12 protein-coding genes and 3 tRNA genes are annotated in these 25,471 nt (G+C 47.8%); 9 read left to right on the top strand and 6 right to left on the bottom strand.

Annotated elements, in window-relative coordinates; genetic code table 11:
- Positions 1–1,014: 1,014 nt before the first annotated feature.
- The 5 genes from HGH91_RS10875 to HGH91_RS10855 all read left to right on the top strand — a co-directional run bounded on the left by HGH91_RS10875 (position 1,015) and on the right by HGH91_RS10855 (position 3,131).
- Positions 1,015–1,087, top strand: a tRNA-Ile gene (locus tag HGH91_RS10875).
- 9 nt (positions 1,088–1,096) lie between these two features.
- Positions 1,097–1,168 (top strand) — tRNA-His (locus HGH91_RS10870).
- Between the two features lie 4 nt (positions 1,169–1,172).
- Positions 1,173–1,260, top strand: a tRNA-Tyr gene (locus tag HGH91_RS10865).
- A gap of 491 nt (positions 1,261–1,751) precedes the next feature.
- On the top strand, positions 1,752–2,846 hold the full coding sequence (locus tag HGH91_RS10860) for a slipin family protein (RefSeq protein ID WP_168738463.1): 1,095 nt from the start codon (positions 1,752–1,754) through the stop codon (positions 2,844–2,846).
- A gap of 75 nt (positions 2,847–2,921) precedes the next feature.
- A complete protein-coding gene (locus HGH91_RS10855) occupies positions 2,922–3,131 on the top strand; it encodes a YwbE family protein (RefSeq protein WP_145662520.1) in 210 nt (69 codons plus the stop codon).
- Here the strand turns inward: HGH91_RS10855 and pth2 are convergent.
- Both pth2 and HGH91_RS10845 read right to left on the bottom strand, forming a co-directional pair.
- Entirely contained in the window at positions 3,128–3,523 is a 396-nt protein-coding gene (gene pth2, locus HGH91_RS10850) for an aminoacyl-tRNA hydrolase (protein WP_168738462.1), read from the bottom strand. The genes HGH91_RS10855 and pth2 overlap by 4 nt on opposite strands.
- Positions 3,524–3,555: 32 nt before the next feature.
- Positions 3,556–4,122, bottom strand: a complete 567-nt coding sequence (locus tag HGH91_RS10845; RefSeq protein ID WP_168738461.1) for a hypothetical protein — start codon at positions 4,120–4,122, stop codon at positions 3,556–3,558.
- Positions 4,123–4,219: 97 nt separating this feature from the next.
- Here HGH91_RS10845 and recD point away from each other — a divergent pair, with 97 nt between their 5' ends.
- The 3 genes from recD to recB are packed head-to-tail and all read left to right on the top strand — an operon-like array spanning position 4,220 to position 12,738.
- Positions 4,220–6,037, top strand: coding sequence for an exodeoxyribonuclease V subunit alpha (recD, locus tag HGH91_RS10840; protein ID WP_211092260.1), 1,818 nt, complete (start codon positions 4,220–4,222; stop codon positions 6,035–6,037).
- Positions 6,038–6,082: 45 nt separating this feature from the next.
- Positions 6,083–9,286 (top strand): exodeoxyribonuclease V subunit gamma, encoded by a 3,204-nt coding sequence (recC, locus tag HGH91_RS10835; RefSeq protein ID WP_168738460.1) that lies wholly within the window; start codon positions 6,083–6,085, stop codon positions 9,284–9,286.
- 2 nt (positions 9,287–9,288) lie between these two features.
- Positions 9,289–12,738 (top strand): exodeoxyribonuclease V subunit beta, encoded by a 3,450-nt coding sequence (gene recB / locus HGH91_RS10830; protein ID WP_168738459.1) that lies wholly within the window; start codon positions 9,289–9,291, stop codon positions 12,736–12,738.
- Positions 12,739–12,773: 35 nt separating this feature from the next.
- Here recB and HGH91_RS10825 read toward each other — a convergent pair whose 3' ends face one another.
- From HGH91_RS10825 to HGH91_RS10815, 3 genes are all read right to left on the bottom strand, one after another.
- Complete coding sequence (locus tag HGH91_RS10825; protein WP_168738458.1) at positions 12,774–13,940, bottom strand: glycoside hydrolase family 76 protein; 1,167 nt, start codon at positions 13,938–13,940, stop codon at positions 12,774–12,776.
- 223 nt (positions 13,941–14,163) lie between these two features.
- Complete coding sequence (gene tmk, locus HGH91_RS10820; protein ID WP_168738457.1) at positions 14,164–14,862, bottom strand: dTMP kinase; 699 nt, start codon at positions 14,860–14,862, stop codon at positions 14,164–14,166.
- Positions 14,863–14,923: 61 nt separating this feature from the next.
- Positions 14,924–15,994: a glycosyltransferase family A protein gene (locus HGH91_RS10815; protein WP_168738456.1), complete on the bottom strand. Its 1,071-nt coding sequence runs from the start codon at positions 15,992–15,994 to the stop codon at positions 14,924–14,926.
- Between the two features lie 90 nt (positions 15,995–16,084).
- On the opposite strand from HGH91_RS10815, the gene HGH91_RS31395 reads away from it, so the two are divergent.
- Positions 16,085–16,216, top strand: a complete 132-nt coding sequence (locus tag HGH91_RS31395; protein WP_262888314.1) for a hypothetical protein — start codon at positions 16,085–16,087, stop codon at positions 16,214–16,216.
- Here HGH91_RS31395 and HGH91_RS10810 read toward each other — a convergent pair.
- Positions 16,203–25,451 (bottom strand): Ig-like domain-containing protein, encoded by a 9,249-nt coding sequence (locus tag HGH91_RS10810; RefSeq protein WP_168738455.1) that lies wholly within the window; start codon positions 25,449–25,451, stop codon positions 16,203–16,205. The genes HGH91_RS31395 and HGH91_RS10810 overlap by 14 nt on opposite strands.
- Positions 25,452–25,471: the final 20 nt, after the last annotated feature.

The following is a 25,471-nucleotide window of genomic DNA, read 5'->3' as shown; positions in this document are numbered from 1 at the left end:
TCGATGTAAATAGAGCAGTTGCATCTCGTAACTTAATCCTTGCAAAAATATTTTTCATGCATTAAAATTTAATCCTTCAAAATAAGGAACTATTAATCAGGATACCCGAATGCTTAACTAATATTTTCAAAAAAAAAGTTTCAAATCAACATTTACAATATCAATTAGAACACTAGTAGTAAATAGTTTTAGCATAATCCATCAATATGTTAATAGATTCTTAATGTATGCCCGTTAACGTTAGTAGCAGGTATGACTAATTTCTTACAGCATCTTAAAGGATAGCTACGTAACTGTAATATGTTTCCCTTGCAAATTTGTTAATCTGCATTAACAAACATTTGCTAAGAATGCCATTTCTATGCTACACGAAAAACTTCATAGTGTTGATTATATTCCGCCGTAATACTTGCCCTTATGGTTCACTAACGATCAAACACCTACGTAAAAAACAAGCCCACCTTTATCAAGTCAAAAAATATTTTTAAAAATTTTGGAGATATTAAAAAAATATATTCATCTTTGCACTGTTAAAAAAATCATAAACATGTACCGCTCAATTATACACATACAAACAAAAAGTTGGTTTAGCCACAAAGGAGGTTATGCTAATGGCGGGGCATGTTATGCTACTGAATAGTTGATAAAACGAATTCGATATAACACAGGCCCCGCAAGAGATTGCGGGGCTTTTCATTTGTGCTTAAAATAGATTTTAAACATGCAAATACGCATCCAATACATATCATTTAGTCACCATAGCGGTAAACAACGGTTACCGATAGGAGACACGTATACATATTATTTTCAACGATCGAGTTGTCAACGAACATAACCAGGGGTTATGCTAAACGTAAAGCCGGTCGTGATGAACGACCGGCTTTTTTTATTGCCCCAAAATTGGTAAAAGGTACTATAGCAAAAGGTTATAGGCCAATGTGACCAACGTAAAACCGGCCTTCATCCATTACTACTCGCATAGTGAGGACCCCAAAGTGTGCATAGGCCACACGCTGACCAGTAGCTCAACGGTGAGAGCGACTGCCTTATACGCAGCAGGTTGCCGGTTCAAATCCGGTCTGGTCAACCTTTTTATGGTGCTTGTAGTTCAATGGCAGAATATCCGGCTGTGAACCGGAAGAACAGGGTTCGATCCCCGCCAGCACCCAACTGTGAGTACGGCGACGTGGGAGTGTCGCAATGGTCTGTAAAACCATCGCCTTAACGGCTTAGCAGGTTCGAATCCTGCTACTCACACCAGGTAAATGCACCGCATTTACTAAAGAACTTCCCTCACGGGAAGACGAGTATCGATGCCTTCACCAAGCAAACCAGGCGAGGGTTTCAGATAGCCCCGCAGTGCAGCCGTAGTAACGCGCTGTATGCTGTTGCTTCACAGGCACGATGCTCGCCATCATCTATGGGTCGCAGGTTCGATTCCTGTCCGCCTCCGTGGGCGGTAGCTCAGTAGGAAGAGCAATAGAATTCTCCTGAAAAGAGAAAAAACAACAAACATGGACTTGAAATCCAGACAATCAACAAAAGCCAGGGCTGTAAGCCCCGCCACTTCATCAAAAGGATGATAACGGCAAATGGGTAAACACCAGCAGGCAATCGCTTCGGCTGTTATCCCTCATCACTTGGCACTTCCGCCCCAACTGATGCAGGAATAGCTGTTGAACCACTGCCTCCGTGCGCATCCATTGGACAACACTCCTGGCTTTTTTTTATGAACCCCAAAAACAAAAAAAATGAAAAGAGTTACCGTCAATGCCTACGAAAGAGGATTGATATTCAAGAATGGCGTATACCAGCGAATGCTGACAGAAGGCCGTCACTGGCTGATCAACGAAGATGTACAGATCTATGATATCAACAAACCATTCGTGGCTCCGATTGAATTAAACATATTGCTGCAAGACGGCGACCTGAGAGCCGCTTTACACGTGGTGGAGGTAAGCGAAACTGAAATTGTGTTGCACTACGAAAACGGGCTGCTGAAGCAGGTACTGACCGCCGGAAGATATACTTTCTGGAAAAACATGATCGACTATAAGTTCGTCAGGGCCGATATCTCCAAGATCGCCATCACCGAAAACATAGACCGGTCTACCTTGAGTCACCGGCTGGTAGCACCTTTCGTAAGAACGTTCAACGTAGAAAATTACGAACAGGCGGTGATGCTGGTAGATGGTAAATACGCCACTACCTTGTATCCCGGCATCTACTCCTGGTGGAGAAATAATATCTCTATCGCCATCAGCAAAATTGATATGCGGCAGATGCAGCTGGAAATCAACGGCCAGGAAATCCTGACCAAAGACAAGGCAGCCCTGCGTATCAATGCGTGGGCACAATACCAGGTAGCAGATATCAACAAGGCCATCCTGCAAAACAAAGAATACGAAAGACAGCTGTATGTATTGTTCCAGCTCGCGCTGAGAGAATACATCGCCACCTTGCACTTCGATGAATTGCTGGAAAAGAAAGATGCCCTGGCGCCTTTCATCATGAAGGCAGTGAGCGAAAAGGCCGAAAACCTGGGTATCACCCTGCATACCTTCGGTATCCGCGACATCATCCTGCCGGGCGATGTGAAGGAAATCATGAACCAGGTACTGGTAGCCGAAAAGAAGGCACAAGCCAATATCATCATGCGCCGGGAAGAAACTGCCAGCACCAGGAGCTTGCTGAATACCGCCAAGCTGATGGAAGACAATCCTATGCTGTTTAAGCTGAAGGAGATGGAGTATGTGGAGAAGATCGCTGAAAAAATCAACAGCATCAGCCTGAGCGGAAACGGTGTGCTGATAGATCAATTGAGGCAAATATTTATCCCTAAATAAAACAACGGGTGCATCAAATTTGATGCGCCCGCTTGTTATGTTTTTCCTTTCTGGGTAAAAAACTAACTTTGCCCTATGGACGGACAATATAGAAAAGACATTTATCCAGGACTGGAAGTAGCCATCATCCTGAAAAAAGACCAACGCAGCGGTAAAAAAACCTACGGCATTGTGAAAGATTTACTCACCTCGGCCGCGTATCACTCCCGTGGTATTAAAGTACGACTGGAAGATGGCCAGATAGGCCGGGTGGTAGAAACAGATGTAGTAGGTGACGAGGACTAAAGCAGCTTCAGGTCTTTGGTGATGCGGTCTATCGCCTCATTCAGGTTGGGGCCAATAGCACAACAGGTTTTCGTAGCCACTCCGCCGAATTCCGTTAACCCCGAATCTGTTATCAAAGTAGCATTCAACCCATCCTCCACGGCTTGCTGATACACCCGCTCCAGTTCTTCTTCCGAATCGACCGACAAACAAATTTTTGTAAACCCTTTCGTCATCCATTCAGACACCTCTTCCGGGTTTCTCAGGTTCGTTTGCAATGTGTAACCTTCTATGGTAGCATGCCGGGTAAGAAAGGCTATAGACGCATGCGCCCCCTGGGCAATCATCTTCCCCTTGCGCATGTTTAAATCCTTGCGCATCACAATTACCTGCTTAACTATCCTGGATGACATATCTCACGATTTTAAGCAGCGAATGTACGACATTACCATATCACATAACCCACGCTGAGGCGTATGCTCAGGTAATGTGCGGCATCGTTGTAGTAGTTGCGTGGTGTAAACATCCAGCCAAAGCGGCCCTCGAAATTGATATGCTTTCCCCAGCTGCGTTGCATGCCCCAGGCAGGTGTTACAAAACCATAAGTGCCTGTTGCAAAGTTCTTCGAAAAAAGGGGCGCCGTTACCGTTCCTCCGGTAATGCTTACAAAGCTGCCCGCATTGTTATTTACTTTTTTCCCTTTGGCCATCCGGCGGGCTATTCCATAATACTGCCTTACTTCTCCCGAAAAAACGGGTACGCCCGCATAAGCCCAATGATCATCCTCAAAGTAACTATAACTATTGCTGGAATATGCCAGCCCCATTTCAACGCCTGCTTCCAGGTTGAGCGTGGTATATTTCAACAATCGTAATTCATAATTAGCGCCAACACCTAACAGGGAAAGATTCGCTTTTAGTTGACCCGGTTTTCTCCAACCTTCTTCCTGGGCGGCTACACGCAAACAGGAAAGCAATAATAATGCGCAGAGCGCCTTCTTTTTTTGGGACATTGTATACAGTGTATAGGTTACGTATTTTTGCAATATACAGCCCTTTCTGATGAAGCAGAAAAAGTTGTATTTTAATCTTTTCAAGTGGCCTGAAAGAATGCGAAATATACCCACCCTGAACGATGTACACCAACAATTTGCTGAGTATTTCGATATACCAGCACTGAAGCCGTATGCTTATTTGCTATCAAAAAAAGGCAGCGAAGGCCATATCTGTCTTCATCTTGATAAAATAAAAGAAGAGCAGGAAAATCTTCCGGAATCTTACCAGAAAATAGCAACCGGGAAAGAAATACTGGAAAGTATCCCGCTGATAGGACTACAAGGCAACGATAAACAGCCTTTCGTGGTATACCAGGACCGCCTCTACCTGCAACGTTATTTCAGGTATGAAACCAATTTCCTGCAACGCATCAAAGCATTTCTGGCCACGGAAAAAACATTACTGCCGGAAAGAATGGCTTTACTGCAAAGCCAGCAACCGCTGATCAGTAAATTGTTTGCGGGTGGTACCATCAACGATGGCAGCGACCCGGCCGACTGGCAACTGGCCGCCGCTATCACCGGCGTATTGAATAATTTCACCATTATAACCGGAGGCCCCGGTACCGGTAAAACCACTACAGTAGCCAAAATCCTGGCGATCCTGTTTGCTACCGATCCCCGGCTGAAAGTGGCCCTGGCAGCACCTACCGGTAAAGCTGCCGCCCGTATGGCGGAAAGTCTCCGTAATACTAACCTGGAGATAGATGCCTCCATTAACCAGCAATTCAGGCAGCTACAACCCGCCACTATTCACCGCCTCCTGAAATCTATCAATGGCAGTCCCTACTTCCGGCACAATAAAACCAATCCGCTCAACTATGATGTTGTTATCGTGGATGAGTGCTCTATGATAGATGTGGCGCTGTTTGCCAAACTGCTGGATGCCATCCATCCGGATACCCGCCTCATTTTATTGGGCGACAAAGACCAGCTCGCCTCCGTGGAAGCAGGCAGTTTGTTTGGTGATCTTTGCCAGGCACAAGAATCCCTCAATGGCTTCAGTGCTGAAAGACGCCGCTTTATCAATAGCTTTATTGCCGATGAACAGCGCCATATACCAGTAGCGCATGAACAACAAGAGAGCCATCATCCCTTGTTTCAGCACCTGGTAGAACTGCGGCGCAGCCATCGTTTTACCGGCAACACCGGTATTGGCAAATTCAGTAAAGCTGTTATCGCTAACCAGGTACCCGTTATCCAGTCTTTTTTTCCGCCTTCGGCAGATGAACAAGTAGTCATAGACCCCAGCGCGGATGTAAAATTATTTGAAGACTTTATAGCCCGCTACGCCGCTTTTATCCAGGAGCGCGATATTGCTACTGCACTGAAATTATTGAATGCGCAACGGGTGCTCACCGCCGTAAGAGAAGGACCACAGGGACTTTATACCGTTAACAAGCAAATCGAAAAATATTTATACGATAAGAAACTAATTACCGCGCACAGCGAGTTTTATGAAAACCGCCCGGTGATCCTCACCCGTAACTATTATGAACATGGCCTGTTCAATGGCGATACCGGCATTATCCGCGCTGATGAAAACGGGGTGCTCATGGCCTGGTTTGAAGATAGTACCGGCGCGCTGAAAGCGGTATTACCCGGCTATCTTACCCAGGCAGAAACCGCCTTCGCTATGACCATCCATAAAAGTCAGGGCTCGGAGTTCGGAGAAGTATTGGTATTATTACCGGATACCACCGATGTGCCTATTCTTACCCGGGAACTGTTATACACCGCGGTGAGCAGGGCCAGGCACAAAGTATACGTACAGGGATCGCCGGAAGTGATACTAATGGCGGCAGAACGTTTTGTGGAAAGGGCCTCCGGAATTGCAGCCCGGTTCAGGGAAGTAGCAGAGAATGCAGATTAAATAACATGCTTCGGGAATGGCGGAGTGTAAACAAAGGACTTATCAATGGCATTGTTTTTAAAGGTTTCAAATTCACTGAACAGCTTATCATCCGGACTGGCGCAAGACCTGCAGGATGCGGGCAACAGTGTATTTCAACCTCATTATATTATTACACAAACCGAAGGTATGAACAACTGGCTGAAACTCCAGTTGGCAGACCGTTTGGGCATAGCGGCCAATTGCCGTTTCCTCAAGCCCAACGACCTGTTGTACCAGTTGTATGTATTGCTGGGCGGGCCATATTCTGAAGTACTTTCTCCCCAAAACCTTAGCTGGCTGGTATTTAAGCTGCTGGGGCAGGAAGAATTTATGGCCAAATTCCCTAAAGTAGCTGCTTATTATGCCGATCAAAATGGCGAAAGTGACCTGAAACGCATGGCCCTGGCGGAAAAAGTAGCCGACTTATTTGACCAGTACCAGGTATACCGCCCGGAAATGATCCAGGCCTGGACCTATACCAATACCCCGGAACTAGCCAGCGCAGGCTGGCAGCACTGGTTGTGGGTAAAGGTAAAACAGCTGTCGGGCGGCGCCCTGCCCGACAAAACCATCGTAGGTAACTATATCCTCGATACCTTACACAATACCGCCCATAACAAATCGGCGCTCACCAGCCGTATGCCGGTTATACACCTGTTTGGCCTCTCTATTATTACCGCCTATCACGTGAAGATATTGCATGAGCTGTCATCCTTTATCGACGTACATTTCCATATCATCAACCCGGCGCCCGGCGTATTCTGGTTCGATGACCGCAACGAAAAACAACTGGCCCGCTGGCGTCAGAAGGGACTCAACGAGCTGGAAAACAATAAGGCCGGCAATGCCCTCCTCACCGGCTGGGGCAGGATTATCCAGGACAGCTTCAGCCTCTTCTTTGCCTACGATGCCTTTATTAATGGCTATGAAGAAATTGAATCCGTAGAACCAGGTACCGATACCCTGCTGCATAAAATCCAGCACGATATCTTTTCTGCCGCAGCGCCTTCCGACCGGCTTCTACTCACCCGGCAGGATATCACAGATGGTTCTATCACCATCAACGCCTGCTATACGGTAGCCCGCGAAGTGGAAGTACTGTACAACTACCTGGTACACCTGGTGGCCCAGCGGAAAGAAGCATTGTCGCCCCGCGATATTGTGGTGATGGTCAGCGATATAGATGCCTATGCACCCTATATCAAGGCGGTATTCAACAATGCTCCTTACACCTTCCGCTATACCATTGCCGACGAAAGCTATACCGACAACGACAATATCTTCAATGCCCTCCATGCCATCCTCACCATGAACGAGGAATCGTTTAAGTCAGAGGCGGTAGTGCAGTTGCTCGACTTTTCGTATATCCGCAAACGTTTCAACCTGACCGACCCGGTGCAGATCCGCCGGATTATAGAAGCGGCCAATATCCGCTTTGGTATCAACGGCCAGAAAAAGGATGAAACGCACTTTGTAAGCTGGCAATATGGCATACAACGCATTATGTACGGCATTTGCATGAGTGGGGAAGAAGAATATGGCACGGGAGAAGATAGCTTTTTTCCGCTGGACATCACCGAGGGCAGCGATGCGCACGACGTGATCCGGTTCTGCCATTTTGCAGAAGTGCTGATGTCGTCGATCCTCGACCGGCGGCGCCCCCGCACCATCGTGGAATGGGTAGCCTATACAGAAAGACTACTGCACAACATGGTATTCGAACCCGTTGAAGATATAGATGAAGACTATAATACGCTGGTAAAACAGCTCACCACTTATAATGCACTCAATGAGTTCATGAGCGAAAAGGTCACTTTTGAGGTGTTTAGCCATAGCTTCCTCGATACCCTTACCGGCAGTACCCGCGCAGGGCTGTTTGTAAACGGCGGTATCACTTTCTGCTCGCTCATCCCCATGCGTAGTATCCCCTTTAAGATTGTAGCCCTCATGGGATTGAATTACGATAAGTTTCCCCGCCGGGAAAATAAATCCAGCTTCAACCTCATGGAAGAAAACCGGCAGAAAGGCGATCGTAATGTAAAGGAAAATGATAAACACCTGTTCCTCGAAACCTTGCTCTCTGCCCGGGAATACCTGTATATCAGCTATCTCGGGAAAAATGCGAAAGACAATGCAGACCTTCCGCCTTCGGCCCTGGTAGATGAACTGATAGATTATATAGAAGCCGGCGCACCTTCGCCGGAAACGACGCGGCAACAATTGGTGACGCTGCAACCATTGCAAAGTTTCAGCAGAAAGTATGCTGGCACAGACGAACGCCTGTTCTCTTACCTGAGTACCAAAGCGGCAGCTGGCAAGTCATTTCTCAATGAAAATAAAACTACCAGCCCTTTAACCTTCGAGGAAATTACGCTGGATGAGCTGATCAGCTTCTATAAAAACCCTGTTAGAGCATATTATAACAAGGTATTGGGCATCCGGTATAACGACAACCAGCTGCTGCTCAGCGAAACAGAAATCTTTGATCTGAATAAACTGCAGCAATGGTCTATCAAAAATGAATTGTTGCCGGTACCCGCGCCCGCGCAAAGCTCACTCCAGGGAAGCATGGTCAAAAAAGGGAAACTTCCTCTGCGGAATATGGCCACAGTGGCCATTCACCGGATGGAAGACCAGGTGGTGCCGGTGCGCAACCTCTACGAAGCCTGTACCCAGGGCGCTACAGAAAGACGACTGCCCATTGAAATAATGATAGACGATAGCCTGGTAAAAGGAAATATCCGGGTATTTGATCATACCGTTTTACAGATATCCTGGTCAAAGCGGGAAAGCAAATACCTCATAGAGGCTTATCTCCGTTACCTCGCCGCCAGGGCCGCCGGCATTGCCAGTGACCTGTGCTTTATTTCCGGCACCAAAAAAGAGGATGCCTTCCAGGCGGTGGCAATCACCCAGGAGGAGGCCATTCGCCGGCTAAGTAATATTATCGGGATATATAAAGCGGGGTTCAACCACATGATGGCGTTCTACCCGGATCTGGAGATTAGCGCCAAAGACTTGCTCACGCTGGATTTGAAAAAATTCACTACAAAGCTGGGCAGCCTGGTGGAAAGGCAGGAATCGCCCGACCCATACATTGCGCAGGCGTATGAACAGGGATTTTTTGATGGAGAAGCCGCCCTTGTCAGCTTTCTCGATATTTACGAGCTGCTGATAACGCCCCTGGCAACTTTGTTGCCCGCTTATTTTGAAACACCAGATAAATAGTAATGATCGATAGCAACATATATAAACCATTCGATGCCATAAAAGCGCCACTGGAAGGCAGCAACCTCATTGAGGCCAGCGCCGGAACGGGCAAAACCTACTCCATTGCCATCCTGGTACTGCGACTGATATTGGAACAAAAGCTATCCATCAAGGAAATTCTGATGGTGACCTTCACCCGGGCTGCGGTAGCAGAACTGGAAGAAAGGATCCGCCTTTTTATTCGCCAGGCCTATAAAGCCAGCCTGGGTAAAGACATCCCGGACGAAACCATCTTCAACCTGGTACTGGATGTTATTGATCCGGAAGATCCTATCCCCACGCAGCAGCTGTTGCGTGATGCCATCCTGCTGCTCGATGAAACGGCCGTATTAACCATCCACGGCTTTTGCCAGCAAACGCTGAATGAATACGCCTTTGAAACCAACCAGCTGTTTGGCGCGCAAATGGTGCCCGATCTTACGCCCATCGTAGAAAATGAATTGAATAAATTCTGGCGTAGAAATATTACCACGCTAAAAACAGAGCTGTTGGAAAATATCTGGGATGAAAAGATGAAGCCGGATATGCAGCAGGTGATCCAGGAACACCTGAGCGGAAAGAAATATATCGGCTATACGGAAGAGATTCCCGATACCATCAGCGAAGCGCAGCAAGACAGCTGGCTCCAGGAAATAGCACAACAAACAGCGAAAATCCAGATTGCCATAGAAGCGCTATACGACTGGATTTCCGTGCACAGCGCCCAATTGGAAACTGCTTGTCTCGCTAACCGGTACACCAAAAAAGACTGGCCGGAGCTGGTAACACAGCCGGAGTTACTGGTAAAAAAGATCCTGGAAAAAAAAGACGCAAAATATATAGCGGCCGTTTTTCCTGATATCCTGGAAGAACTGGACAAGATAGAAGAAATGCGCCAGCAGCTTACCCTGCAGCAACAGGCTATACGCAGGCAGGTCTTTTATACCGCTATCAAAGAAGTGGGAGAGGAGGTGCGCCTGTTCAAAGAACGCAGCAACATGATGGGCTACGATGACCTGATCAACAATCTCCATACAGCGTTGGTAAAAAATGAAAATCCTGAACTGACGGCCTCCCTGCAAAATAAGTACAAGGCGGTTTTCGTAGATGAATTCCAGGATACCGACCGTGAACAGTTTGAAATATTTAACCAGGCCTTCGGCCAAAATACCATCCTGTTCTATATCGGCGACCCCAAGCAAAGTATTTATGCCTGGCGTAAAGCCGACATTTTCACCTACTTCAAGGCCCGTAACGGTGTACAGCAGATTTACGACATGGACCAAAATTTTCGCTCTTCGGAAAGCCTGATCCGCGCCATGAATCTCTTCTTTAAACCGACGCCTGATTTCGATACCTTCAACTTTGGCCAGGAAACCAATAGTATCGACTATATCGAGGTAAACAGTCCCGCTAACAACAACAAAGGCGACCTGTTTAATGGCCGGGATAAAGAAGTGCCCATAGCAGTTATCACCTGTGAGAAGAAAGAAAGTGTTTGTACCGCTGTAGCAGCCCAGGTAGCGCAACTTCTGTTGAACAAAGACTATCACATTACCAACGACAAGGGCCCCCGCTCCATCACCCCTTCGGATATCGGCATATTGGTGCGTACCGGTCAGGAAGGAAAAGATATCAAGCACGCGCTGGCAAAGCTGGGCATCCCTGCCGTAACGATAGACGAGGCCAGGGTATTGAGAACGGGAGAAGCGCAACAGCTGCTGCACCTGCTGGAAGCTATGGAAGCACCCGACCGGTCTTCCATTAACCGTGCCTTACTGGGATCCTTTACCGGCTACAACGCCCATACCATCCTGAAACTGGACGATGAAATTATGCTGGACCTGTTTGCCAAATACCGTACCCTCTGGCAACGCGACGGCGCCTACACCGCCCTGATGGAGTTCATCTCCGACTTCAGTGTACGTCACGTACTACTGGATGGAGCGGTAGAAAACGGCGAACGCATTATCACTAACCTTTACCAGTTGTCGGAACTCGTACACCAGGTACAGAGTCGCAAGAACCTGTCGATGCGTGACCTCATTTCCTGGCTCAAACGTGGTATAGACGGGATGACCACCGATGGCGACGAGTACGCCCAGCGCGTGGAAAGCGACGAAGAAGCGGTTAATATCGTTACCATCCATAAAAGTAAAGGGCTGGAATATAAGATCGTGATGGCGCCTTTCCTGGATTTCGTAGAACAGCAAAACATAGAGCTGGTCAGCTTTCGCGACCCGGTAACCGGCGATTACCTGAGCACGCAGCGTTCCCGTCTCTCAGAAGATCAACTGGCCGCTTACCAGCAACAACAAGAACAGGAAAACCGCCGCCTCATTTATGTGGCCATTACCCGCGCGGTGTACAAATGCTACCTGTTTAAAAACAGCTACGCCAGGTTCAACGATTCTTCCCTGGCCATCTTCCTGAAAGAGCTGAAAAAAATCAGCCCGGAGCAGGCGGTCATTCCAGGCATTACTACAGTACTGGATACCAGCCTAATTGACCTGAACGCCCCTGTGCCGGCGGCACCAGAAGAAAGCTATCGCCAGCAAATTACCAAAGGTCAGCTGGCAGTAAACCGTACTTCGGTCAACTTCCTCCTGCTGGAACAAAACTGGCGCAAAATGAGCTATACCATGCTGGCAGCCAAAGCAGCACACCGGCCCCGGGTACGCTCCTTTCAACAAACCGACCCTTACGATAACTTCATTTTTACCACCCTTCGCCGGGGCGCTAAAACAGGAAACCTGCTGCACTTCATTTTTGAAAGCATCAATTTTGCAGATAGCAGTAAATGGGAATACTGGCTGGAAGAAGCGATCCGCCGGTTTGTACCAGGTCATAGAGAACTATACCTCGAACGGCTACACGAAATGCTACAGCATGTAATGTACAGCACCATCCAGGTAGGTGGCCCCAGCTTCCAGCTGGCTTCCGTTGGGCGGCACCAACGGCTCGCAGAATTTGAATTCGATTTCCCGGTACCAGTATTTCAATCCAACCTGCTCAATCAACTTTCGGACGACGAAGTGAGCGTTAGCATCCGGCGCTTTTCGGAATATAGCAGCCAGGAGCTGGAAGGCATTATGAACGGGAAAATTGATCTGTTCTTTGAACATGGCGGTAAGTATTATATTCTCGACTGGAAGTCGAACTACCTGGGCAACAGCATTGCCGACTATGACGCGGCAGGCCTGGCAGCAGCCATGAATGAAAATAATTATCACCTGCAATACTTTATTTATACGGTGGCCGTGAAGAAATACCTGGAAAGCCGTTTACCTAACTTTGACTACCATAGCCAGTTTGGCGGGATTATCTATTGTTTTGTGCGGGGCGTAAGAAATAATGCCGGTTATGGATTTTATACCACCAAACCGGCGCTTGACAAAATACAGCGACTGGAAAGATTATTAACAAAATAAACCGGCAGCAGTGCAAACTGCCGCCAGTTGAATACTTAAAATAACCATACGCCATTCATCATGGCAATACCACAGGTAGTTTCAAAGGAATTGACGTAGTTATCCGGCGTTCTATGCCACCACTGTCCCCACATCAGACCGTTGGAATTACGGTAGTTCCAGGCTTCGGCAGCATTATAGTTAAGCCAGGACGCATAGGAGCTTTGATAGCCCTGGTCATGCACAAACTTACAGGCCCAGCGTGCAAAAATGGCTTTAAAGCCCTGGCAATCATCGTTGTTGTATTCATCTGGCAATAAACCCTGCGCGTTGCACATACTGTTTTTCGTATAGTCCATCGCTTTAGCTCCCATAGCTTTGTAATTATTGGAGGGGTAAACGCTTTGCAGCATATTGCAGGCGCCAATGAAAGTGCCTTGGGTATATGTGCGGGCGCCCTCTGTAATGGTGCCTCCGGCATTGATGGCGCCTTTCACTTCGCCGGTACCAGATACATATAATTTGCTCACCATCCAGTCTACAATCAGTTTGGCCTTATCATGATAGCCGGCATCGCCGGTGGCCTGGTACAGGTACATAGCGCAAATAGCGGCGGGAGCATTCACACAGGCGTTCTTGGTATTGTTGGCGGTAGTCCACCATAAACCGCCGCCCAGGCTGGTATCCCAGGCGCGGGCCCATACCATGTCAAAGTTGTTTTTCGCCATATCTTTCATACCGCCATCGTTGGTAATCTGGAAAGCCCGGATACACATCAGGGCGCCCCAGATCACATCATCGTTATAAATATTAGATGACCAGAGTAGTCCATAGGCATCTCTCATACCATTGTAGAGGTATACCATTTTGTTTTTAAGGTCCGTGTCATTGTTGATCGTATAGGCATCAATGAGGGTTTCGATAGCCTCCGCCTGGCGCCAGAAATCCATGCGGCCGGTTTGCGTTACATCTGAATAGTAATAGGCCTTGTAGGACGGGCCATAGGTGCCATATTGGTGATAAAATGCATTATTGTAGCATTGCATGGCCAGCAATGCCTCCGATTTTACCGGTTGTACGGAGTTGATCGTTACCGTGCCGGTGGTTTTGCTGTTGAGTGAACTGCTGTCTTTCAGCGTCATTTCTTTTTTCTGGCATCCGGAAGTGGTCAATGCCAGCAATAGGGCCGCCATACACTTGTTGCGGAGATCTGGAATTTTCATGTTTGTGCTGTTTTTGTGGAATAAAGAGATCAGGTTGAAACAGGGCCAGTCAATACAAAAGCCATTGCCTGTTGGTACCGGCAATACACGTATACAATGGAACCGGGTTTACACAGGTATCCATTAGGTCAGGACAGGGTTAGGAGGAGAAATTACTTACAAGGAAAGAAAAAAAGCCCCCAAAAGCAGCTTGCTTTTGGGGGCTATCTATTAAGTTATTTTATTACAGTTGTAACTGACCATTCACCAGCTGTACAATTTCCGCATGAATATCTTCTACAGACCTCATCTGGCCAGCAGTGTTGGTGCAGTGAATGCTGCTGATAGTATGATCTACTGCAAGCATCGCTTCGTATTCTTTCTTTACAGCCTGTTGCAGGGAGGAGTCCTTCTCATGGATATCATCTTTTCCCTGGAGATATTCCCGGTTTTCATTAGCCCTTCTTTTCGACAATGCCGCTTCTACGAAAGAAAAGGGAACGTCCAGGTATATTGAAAACTGTGGCTGGGGAATCTGGTTGTATTCGTACTCAAAATCCAGGATCCATTTTCTCAGGTGGGCCTTTTCCTTGTCGGCATGGAGTTTGGCGCATTGGAAAGCGATGTTGGAAAGTACGTACCGGTCTACCAATACAAAGTAGCCATCGCGGAGCCATTCATTGATCGTAGCGGCAAATGCTTTGCGGTCTTCCGCAAACAAGAGGGCTACCAGCTGGGGATGCACCTGTTTAACATCTCCAAACTCACCACGTAAAAATTTAGCAATAAGCTCACCAAAAACGCCTTGGTTACTTCTGGGGAAGTGAACGAATTTTGTTTTTTGATTTTTTGATTCCAGGTATTTTGTTAAAAGCTCTATCTGTGTTGATTTTCCAGAGCCATCTAAACCTTCGACCGCTATAAACTTATTGCTTTCTTTCATTATAAAACCTGAGTTAAGGAACTCCGCGAAGTTAGTAAAGTTTGGAGCAAATCCAAATCGCTTACCAGGCCGTAGAATTCTCAGATAGCGCGTTTATCGCTCCCAGGTGTATAGCGGTATTGCCAAAATTCTTATAAATGGTCCCTTCGCCAAAACCGGATTCATTGATGGGGCCTCCTTTACTTTTGTTATCTGCAAATATCCTTTTGCCCATGTAGATCGCCCTTTTCAGGAGAAAATTCTGGCGCTGCAATTCAGTCTTGATCCGATGAAAATGGTGTTGGTTATCTGATACCAGGTGATCGGGAGTTTGGTAAGTAAGGGTCTGGAAAGGCTTCCCCGTTTCCCGGTAAAGTTGTAGCTGCTGGCCATCCTGGTGATATAGGCCTGTTTCTCTTTTCCTGGGATGCAGCATAGAGTGTTTCAAATCATTGTCTGTCAGGGAGTCGCTGGCAACGAGAAATTTTTCGAAGATATTATTTTCCTGCAGATAGATAATCTCCGCCATCTGCTCTCCAATGCAAGCCATGAACAAGTCTTTCCCGTTCTTCCCAGATAAGCTGTCGGCAATACGCAGGCTATTATCATGGGTAATTGCATGTAAAAAACGTTCCTCTTTAATAGTAGTTCTCTTGCGTCCCATGGCTTCCAGCCGGCTCTTGAAATCCTGGTCCTCAAATCCGTATTCCACCACCTTTTCATCATAACCTCTCAGGTGATGGAAGTCTTCCTTCCTTACACATATCCGGCCTTGCACATCCCACCATTTTCTATCGGTAGCGATACGGGGTGGCGCCATAAATATGTCCTCTTCCCGGTTAAATAGCTCATTTACATAAGCAGCAAAACCGGCGCCGGTATAATTATCTGCATCAATACCACATAAAATATCGCCGGTACCCAGCCTGAAGGCCATGTTTTTGGAATGGCTCATATGAAAAAACAAAGGAGCGGTAGTCCGGTAGTAGCTCACCAGTCCAGCGTCGATGTAAGATGACAATGCTGTTTGTGCCCATTCATACATATCATCCCGGGAGCCGTAGTCAAGCAAAATGAATTCGATGTTTCCGTAATCCATGTTATCCTGGATGTTACGGATAAAGGTTTCCTTAAGATGTATAGTCCTGTTCATACATACTGTACAGAAGGATATCCTGTGTTGCATTCCGTGTTTTTCTTTAATGGTGGAAGAATCGGATACTATAACAACCATAGCAGTATAATGTTCATTTTATTATTCTTTTTATCAGGAGAAACGGTAGCGGTTGGTTTAAAAACAGCATATCCCGGCAAAGCGCCCATAGCGCCTCACCGGGATATGTACCTGGAAAGTTGGGCTATCAGTTATCCCTGATAATAGTAATAAATCCTTTCATTGTTTTGTTGCCGGTAACTGTCAGCACATAATAATAGGTCCCCTGCGCCATTGGATGCCCATTCAATGTACCATCCCAGTCGTTACTATAATTTTTCCGGTGATAAACGATTCGTCCCGACCGGTCAAAAATAGTCACCTCATTATCAGGATACCTATCTAAATCAGTGATCACCCATTTATCATTCTTACCATCTCCATTGGGGGTGAGTATGTTAGTGGCGCTTAATTTAATTTCATCGGCAACTATCACATTGATTTCCCCGGTACGGATACATCCGGCGGCGTTGGTAACCGTTACCTGGTAGGTGGTGTTGCTTTCAGGCTTCACTTGCAATACCGCTTCCTGCTGGCCACTAATAATACCATCTGCATTGGCCCAGCTATAAAGGCTTCCCCCGGTGGCCGTGAGTGAAAGGGTTGTCCCCTTGATTACCGGCAGTGTTTTATCGCTAGCAATAGTAACCACCGGCAGACTGTTGACGGTTAAGTTAAAGGTCCGCTGGAAGTTATCTTTCCCGCCATTGGCTGTTCCGCCGTTGTCTTTCACCGTTACTGTTATACGAGCAGTACCGGTTGCGCCGTCTTTCAGGCGGTAGCTGATAAGGCCCGCCGCATTTACTGTTAAGGCACTAAAGAGCGGTTGATCTGCGGAAACGGAGAAGCTGAGCGTCTGGCCATTTTCTACCGGAGATGCGCCGGTCAGTTGTAAAGTTTGCAAGTCGTTAATAGCACATAGCTGTTGATCAGGAATGGCATCCAGGGTAGGCGCCTGGTTTACCGGCAGCAGTTGAATCGTGATTGTTTTTTCGACCCACAATCTGTTATTGTCTGTTGCACGAATGCTGACCGTGTAGTTGCTTTTCACGCTATTACTCAACACAGCAGCTGCTTGCAGCCTATTGCCCACCACCTGGAAGGCGCTGTTATCATTAGTACCGCCGGCGGTTAAGCTGAAGGTAAAAGTAGCGCCCGGTTCGGTACTGATAGCAGTGAGATTGCCTACCAGCGTACCAATCGGACTTCCTTCGATAATCGTATTATTGTCGATATTGATATTGGTAGGCCCCTGTGGTACATGTATAATATGAATGCCCACACTTCCGGGCGTACTGGTATTCAGGCCATCGCTAACAGTGAGCAGTAGTGTTACATCTGTTTTACCTGATAACAATGCCATATCTCTTACGGTAAGCGCGCCTGTAGCCGGATCCAATGCAAAGGCTCCGCCGGCGCCATCTGCTGTGAGGGTCCAGTGCTGCAAGGTACCCATCGTTTCTATAGCGGCTAAGGTACCCACCATAGTACCTGCCGGTGCATGTTCTGTTACATTAAAGGTTTGACCGATGGTAATCACCGGTGCAGTCATATCTGCTGTAACGCGGAGCGTTTCGGCGGCGGCATTGTTACCATTATCCGCAATATTCCGGGCTATATCGGCGGGCAGGGATATCTTCACCACTCCATCTGCTGTTGGTATTACCTGCAATATATAGGAGATGTTGTTGGTAGTTTGCAGCTGGCCGGCCGTGGCGTTAACCAGCACAAAGTCGGTGGCAGTAAGCCCGGTCACCGCTTCACTGAAAGTAGCGGTGATACTGAAAGATGCATTCACGGTGCCTGTGGTGGCGGAAGACAGGCTAACAGACGGATGGGTGGTATTTACCATTACGCCCGTAGTAGATGCTACGTTATTCAATGCCGGCAAGGCGGTATTTCCAGCTGCATCTGCGATAATAGCACCATTCAGCTGCATGTTGGCGCCGAGTGCAATACCATTCATGTCCTGGTCGCCGTTTTGTACAGTATAAGCAAAGGTCAGCTGAGTAGTGCCTGAACCACCGGTATAAGTAGCCTGCACGGTGTTTCCTCCGATGATCACGGGCAATGAAGGAGCACCATTACTCACCGTTACCTTTTCGCTGTATTGTACGATGAAGCTAAGTAGCTGACCGGCATGATAATAGCCATTAGCCGGTACATTCACCTGCGTAATCATCGGAGCGGTAGCATCTGCCGTAAGACTAAGTACATTAGATGCCATATTCCCGTTGCTGCCAATATTTACGGCAATATCTGCAGGCAAAGCGATCGTTATTACGCCATCTGCGGCAGGTGTTACCAATAGGGTATAGGTGATGTTATCTGCAGTTTGCAGTTGACCGGCCGTAGCATTGGTCAGTGCAAAGTCAGTAGCAGCAAGCCCGGTCACGGCTTCACTGAATGTTGCCATAATGGTAAATGGTGCTTTAACAACACCCGTAACCGCGGTTGATAAGACTACCGAAGGATGCAGGGTATTCACCATTACACCAGTCGTTGGCGCTGCATTATTCAATGCCGGCAAGGCGGTATTTCCAGCTGCATCTGCGATAATAGCGCCATTCAGCTGCATGTTGGCACCGAGTGCAATACCATCCATATCCTGGTCACCGTTTTGTACGGTATAGGTAAAGGTCAGCTGAGTAGTGCCTGAACCACCGGTATAGGTAGCCTGCACGGTGTTTCCTCCGATGATCACAGGCAATGAAGGCGTTCCATTATTTACTGTTACGTTTTCGCTGTACTGCACGGTGAAGGTGAGCGCCTGGCCAGCACGGTAATAACCGTTGACCGGTACATGTACACCGGTTATTGCCGGAGCAGTTACATCTGCTGTTATGCTGAGGGTATTGGCAGCGGTGTTACCGTTGTTGCCGATATTCACCGCAATATTTGCTGGTAAAGTGATGGTCACTATGCCATCTGCCGTTGATGTTACCAACAGGGTATAGGTGATGTTATCTGTAGTTTGCAGTTGACCGGCCGTAGCATTGGTCAGTGCAAAGTCAGTAGTAGCAAGCCCTGTGACTGCTTCGCTGAAAGTAGCCGTAATAGTAAATGGCGCTTTCACAATGCCGGTAGCAGTAGTTGATAAGGTCACCGAAGGATGTGTGGTATTAACCATTACACCAGTCATCGGCGCTGCATTGCTCAATGCCGGCAACGCGTTATTTGCAGCCGCATCGGCGATGGTAGCGCCATTTAGTTGTATGTTGACAGCAAGTGCAATACCATCCATATCCTGGTCGCCGTTTTGTACAGTATAAGCAAAAGTTAGCTGGTTAGTGCCTGAGCCACCAGTATACGTGGCCTGCACTACTTTTCCTCCAATGATTACTGGCAAAGACGGCGTACCGGCGCTTACTATTACGTTTTCACTATAGTGCAAGATGAAGCTGAGCGTTTGACCGGCATGGTAATAGCCGTTGGTGGGTACACTTACCTGTGTAATAACGGGAGCTGTAGCATCTGCCACCATATTAAGCGTGTTGGAAGCTGTGTTCCCATTGCCGCTGATATTTACGGCCACATCGGCCGGCAGGGAAAGGCTTACAGGCCCATCTACTGCTGGCGTTATCAACAGGGTATAGGTGATATTATCGTTGGTTTGCAGCTGTGCAGCCGTGGCGTTCACCAGTGAAAACCCGCTGCGGGAAAGACCTGTTACGGCTTCGCTAAAGGTAGCGGTAACCTTAAACGGTGCATTCACCATGCCATTGGCAAGTGTAGACAAAGTAACGGACGGACGAGTTGTATTCACCCTTACACCAACGGTGGATGCTACATTGTTTAGCGCCGGCAAAGCGTTGTTGGTAGCTGCGTCTGTAATGACGGCTCCGTTCAACTGCATATTGGCGCCGAGTGCAATGCCATCCATATCCTGGTCGCCGTTTTGTACAGTATAGGCAAAATTCAGCTGAGTAGTCCCCGATCCGCCGGTATACACCGCCTGTACAGTGTTTCCACCCATCACCACCGGCAAGGAAGGTATTCCTCCATTTACCAGCACATTTTCGGAGTATGTTACCACAAAGTTGAGTACCTGGTTAGCCTTGTAATAGCCATTAGTGGGCACACTAACAACCGTGATCAACGGGGCGGTGATATCTGCGGTGATATGGAGGGCATTAGCGGCAGTATTACCGTTTGCGCCAACGTTCACCGCTACATCGGCAGGCAACGATATATTCACCATGCCATTGGCGGTAGGTGTTACCCGCAAGGTATACGTAATATTATCGGTGGTATGCAGCTGTGCTGCGGTAGCATTGGTGAGTACAAAGTCGCTGCCGGAAAGGCCTGTCACCGCTTCACTGAAGGTAGCCGTAATATCAAATGGCACATTTACTATCCCCGGAGCGAGCGTAGACAAGGTTACTGAAGGATGTGTGGTATTTACCAGTACCCCGGTGGTAGACGCTACATTGTTTAATGCCGGTAAAGCATTGTTGGTAGCGGCATCTGCGATGGTAGCTCCATTCAGTTGCAGGTTAGCCCCAAGGGCCACGCCGTCCATGTCCTGATCACCTGCTATCACGGTGTATTCAAAAGTCAGTTGCTGCGTACCGCTACCACCGGTATAAGTAGCCTGCACGGTATTTCCTCCAATGATCAGCGGCAGGGAAGGAGTACCACCGCTTACCTGCACATTTTCATTATACAATACAGTAAAGCGAAGTACCTGGCCGGCCTGGTAATAACCGTTGGCTGGTACATTTACCTGTGTTATTACCGGAGAGGTGATATCTGCTGTAATGTTTAGCGTATTGGAGCTGGCATTACCGTTGTTACCAACATTTACCACTGCATCCGCCGGTAAACTAATACTGACAGGGCCATCTGCCAATGGTGTTACCAATAAGGTATAGGAAATGTTGTTGGTAGAAACCGGTTGTCCGGCGCTGGCGTTTACCAATGCGAAGCTGGTGCTGCCAAGGCCGGTTACCCTTTCGCTAAAAGTAATGGTCACCACAAACGGCGCCTTCACTAAAGCCGGAGCAACAGTGGACAATACAACGGTAGCGTGCGTGGTATTCACCAACACTCCATTGGTAGGCGACATATTACTCAGTACCAGCAAAGCATTATTGGTAGCTGCATCCTTAATAGCACCCCCATTTAATAACAGGCTGGCTCCGACTGATATACCATCCATATCCTGGTCGCCAGCTGCTACCGTGTAGGCGAAGGTCAGCTGACTGGTACCGGAACCGCTCATATATGCCGCCTGTACAATGTTTCCACCAATAATTAATGGCAGCGACGGTACGCCACCGGCCGTATTTACAATTACATTTTCACTGTATTGCACGGTAAATATGATTGGCTGCCCGGCTTTATAATATCCGTTAGCGGGTACATTTACCTGTGTTACAACAGGAGCTGTGGCATCAGCTATTATATTAAGCGTATTAGATGCGGTATTACCGTTATTCCCCAGGTTCACCGCAACATTGGCCGGCAGGGATATCGTTACCGGGCCATCAGCCACAGGTGTCACCAGCGCGGTATAAGTGATGTTATCGGTGGTTTGTAACTGGGTGATGCTGGTATTCGTTACCGCAAAGTCTCCTTGGGTAAGACCAGTCACCGCTTCGCTGAAAGCAACCGTGATGGTAAATGGCGCATTTACTATCGATGGAGCGGTAGTGGATAAAACTGCCGTGGCATGTGTAGTATTCACTTTTACGTTATCAGTAACTCCCACGTTATTTAATACCTGTAAAGCGTTATTGCCGGCTGCATCTTTAATGGTGGCGCCATTCAGTAATAAACCGGTACCAACGGTGATACCATCCATATCCTGGTCGCCAGCGACCACAGTATAGGAAAAATGCAGGCTGGTGGTGCCGGACCCGCCGCCATAACTGGCGTATACCGTATTACTACCAATAGCAATCGGCAGGGTAGGGCTACCTCCGGTATTATTCACGATTACCCCCTCGCTGTATTGCACGGTGAAGTCAAGTAGTCTGCCTGCATTATAATAATCGTTCACAGGCACCGCCACACCCGTTATATTAGGAGCCGTTGCATCTGCCAGGATACTGAGCGTATTGGAAGCCTGGTTGCCATTGTCACCAATATTTACAGCCACGTCGGCTGGCAGGGATATCGATACCGGACCATCCGCAGCAGGTGTTACCAATATAGTATAAGTAATATGATCGGTTGTTTGCAACTGGCTCACCGTAGCATTGGTCAATGCAAAATCGCTGGCGGTAAGCCCTGTAATCGCTTCTGAAAAAGTGGTAGTGACGGTAAATGGTACGTTTGTTGGGTTAATGGCTGTAGTAGACAATGTTACCGCCGGGTGCGTTGTATTCACTTTCACGCCACTGGCGTCTACCGCACTGAAAACCAATATCGCCTGGTTGCCTGCCCGATCTGTAATAGTGGCGCCTCCTCCCAGGGAAATGCCTGCGCCCAGCGATATACCATTATTGGCCATATCGCCGTCCACCACAGTATAGCTAAACAGTAAAGTGTTGGTGCCAGAGCCGCTGGTATAGGTAGCCGGAGCAACGGTATTATCCAGGTTAATCGCTATATAGGGCGTACCACCGGTGGTATTCACCGTTACAGGTTCTCCGAAATGAATATTAAAATTCAGGGTTTTACCGGTATTATAATACCCATTTACAGGTATATCTACCTGCGTGGGAGCTGGCGGCGTAAAGTCGGCTGTTACCTTAACTACATTAGATGCCTGGTTGCCGTTTCTTCCAATGTTCAATGCCGCATCGGCAGGCAACGAAATACTGATTTCTCCATTTACAGTAGGAAGGATCTCCAGTGTATAGTGGATTTGATCTGTAGTATTCAATACGCCCACATTAGCATTAGTGACCACAAAATCGCTGGCGGTTAAGTCAGTCATCGCTTCGCTGAAGGCAATATTTACCGTAAAAGAATTATTAACATAGGTAGGCGCAGTGGTGGAAAGCGTTACAGTGGGGTGGGTGGTGTTGATAAATATCCCGCTGGCATCGATAGGCCCGCTGAACACGAGTTTGGCATCGTTACCTGCCAGGTCGCGCATAGTTCCGCCACCGCCCAGGGAAATGCCTGCTCCCAATGAAATGCCGTCCATATCCATATCGCCGTTCTGTATGGCATAACTAAACACGAGACTCATAAGGCCATTGCCGCTTACATAGGTGGCGGGAACTGCAGTCCCATCTATATTAACAGCCATGTAAGGCACCCCGCCGCTAGTGTTTACAAATACCGGCTCACTGTAATTCACTACAAAATTCAGTAGCCCGGTAGCATTGTAGTATCCATTCGGAGGAAGGCCTACGCTGAGTATAGCGGGGGCAGTCATATCTGCTGATCGCGTCAGTGGCGTGGAAGCAGTATTCCCATTGGCAGCTATATTCTCTGCCATGTTAGCCGGCAAGGTAATACTCACCTGGCCATCACCCGCAGGCGATACGTCGGCGGTATAAGTAATATTATCATTGGTTTGGAGATTGGAAACAGATCCATTTGCAACGGAGAAAGCGGTTTGCGTAAGACCCGTTACTGGTTCACTGAATGTAACTGTCAGCGGGAATGTTTCATTGACGATTGGCGGCGCGGTAGTAGTCAAAGTCACTGTTGGCCGGATGGTATTTATCACTACCCCACTCATCACTGTTCCTCCGGGCAAGACCGTTACCGCATTATTCCCTGCCGGATCCGCAATGATTGATGCGCCAGGGGAGAAGCTTTCCACGTCTACACCATTTAGGGCATTGTCGCCGTCCTGTACAACATATACAAAGTCGAGTTCATTGGTACCAGATCCCTGGGTATAGTTAGCAACGCCGGTACCATTATCCAGCTTGATATTCAGATAAGGAGCCTGTCCTGTTAAGTTCACATTCACCACTTCACTGAATTGAAGTTTAAACGTTACCGCCTTCAAGGCATTATAATACCCGTTGCCTGGCGCCACTATGGCGGTAACGGAAGGTGGGGTCACATCTGCCATTACCGAAAATATGCCTGAAGCAACATTGCCATTAGCAAAGTCGTTCATCGCGGCATCTGCCGGCAATGATACCTGGGCTGCTCCATCGGCAACGGGTGTCAGCTCTAATGTATAACGTGTATTATCTGTAGTGTTGAGTGCTCCCGCCTGTAAATTGGTGAGGGCAAAACTACTGACAGTCAATCCCGTTACGGGTTCGCTGAAAAGCGCGGTAAGGGTAAATGGCTTATTTACCAGCGATGGAATTGCGCCAAATAATTGCACAGTGGGATGTTGGGTACTCACCTGTATTCCACTTGCATCCACGGGGCTGCTGATGGTCAGTCCTGTATTGTTGCCGGCCAGATCTGTAATGGTGGATCCGCCCAGGGCTATCGGGTTTGCATTTAATGCAATACCATTCGGCGCCATGTCGCCATCCTGGATAGTGTATTCGAAGTTAAGCGCATCTGTTCCGGTGCCACCGGTATAATAAGCCTTCACTGTATTGCCATTCATATTAATTGGCAGGTAGGGCGCTTCCCCGTTCAGGTTTACTTTCACATTTTCGCTGAAATGCGCGGTGAAAGACAGCTTATCCAGGGCATGGTAACGTTTTGCCGTAGGTATGTCTATTGATGTGATGGATGGTGGGGTAAGATCCACCGTGATGCTAACGGTGTTTGAAGGATAAACGTTACCGTTTAAATCGGCGTTCTTAGCGGCATTTATCCCTACCCATACCTGTACCACCGCATTCATCATGGGAGAGATGAATACGGTATAGTGTATATTGTCGGTGGTTTGTGGCATATATGACGTGGCATTTAGAGATATCATGCCCGCCGCCGTAAAACCTGTTACCGGGCTATCAAAAGTTACATGTAGCGTAAAAGGGCCATTCACCAGTGTCGATGCAGGTGGATCAATGGTTACATTAGGTGCAACACCACTCACCTTTATCCCGCTTACATCCCCTGCATTATTCAGCGTCATTACTGCGTCCAGGTTCGTTCCATCTTTTATGGTTCCCTCCAATGCAGCGCCCAACGTAATGCCATCTGTATCAAGATCCTTTATTCCCACTACATACTGGAAAACCAATGTAGAAGTGCCTGTACCACTGATATAATTCGCCTTTTTTATGGTGGAGCCTACAATTATTGATAATGCCGGAGTTCCCGTAACATATACCGGGGCTGAGAAATTGACGGAAAAATTAAGTCGGTCTGAGAGTTTGTACTTGCCCGGGGCCGGCACATTGACAGAAGTAACGGCTGGCTGCGCATATATACCAGGCACATGGGAAGCCTTATTATCACTACCGGTCAATACAACCCCGGAGCCCAGCCCTGACGAAGCGTCGACGGTACTATGCAGTATAAAAAAGAGGGAAAATATAATAGGAACAATGTGTTGTAAAGTATGCTTCATAAGGAAGAGGATAAGTCGCT

The sequence above is a fragment of the Chitinophaga eiseniae genome (assembly GCF_012641265.1).
Lineage (GTDB): Bacteria > Bacteroidota > Bacteroidia > Chitinophagales > Chitinophagaceae > Chitinophaga > Chitinophaga eiseniae_A.
The sequence above is the reverse complement of the archived record's forward strand: the minus strand, read 5'-3'. Positions and strand labels throughout refer to the sequence as shown.

Coding starts and splice junctions, on each gene's coding strand:
- HGH91_RS10860 (WP_168738463.1), top strand. CDS start 1,752: ATGAAAAGAGTTACCGTCAATGCCTACGAAAGAGGATTGATATTCAAG.
- HGH91_RS10855 (WP_145662520.1), top strand. CDS start 2,922: ATGGACGGACAATATAGAAAAGACATTTATCCAGGACTGGAAGTAGCC.
- pth2 (WP_168738462.1), bottom strand. CDS start 3,523: ATGTCATCCAGGATAGTTAAGCAGGTAATTGTGATGCGCAAGGATTTA.
- HGH91_RS10845 (WP_168738461.1), bottom strand. CDS start 4,122: ATGTCCCAAAAAAAGAAGGCGCTCTGCGCATTATTATTGCTTTCCTGT.
- recD (WP_211092260.1), top strand. CDS start 4,220: ATGCGAAATATACCCACCCTGAACGATGTACACCAACAATTTGCTGAG.
- recC (WP_168738460.1), top strand. CDS start 6,083: ATGGCATTGTTTTTAAAGGTTTCAAATTCACTGAACAGCTTATCATCC.
- recB (WP_168738459.1), top strand. CDS start 9,289: ATGATCGATAGCAACATATATAAACCATTCGATGCCATAAAAGCGCCA.
- HGH91_RS10825 (WP_168738458.1), bottom strand. CDS start 13,940: ATGAAAATTCCAGATCTCCGCAACAAGTGTATGGCGGCCCTATTGCTG.
- tmk (WP_168738457.1), bottom strand. CDS start 14,862: ATGAAAGAAAGCAATAAGTTTATAGCGGTCGAAGGTTTAGATGGCTCT.
- HGH91_RS10815 (WP_168738456.1), bottom strand. CDS start 15,994: ATGAACAGGACTATACATCTTAAGGAAACCTTTATCCGTAACATCCAG.
- HGH91_RS31395 (WP_262888314.1), top strand. CDS start 16,085: ATGTTCATTTTATTATTCTTTTTATCAGGAGAAACGGTAGCGGTTGGT.
- HGH91_RS10810 (WP_168738455.1), bottom strand. CDS start 25,451: ATGAAGCATACTTTACAACACATTGTTCCTATTATATTTTCCCTCTTT.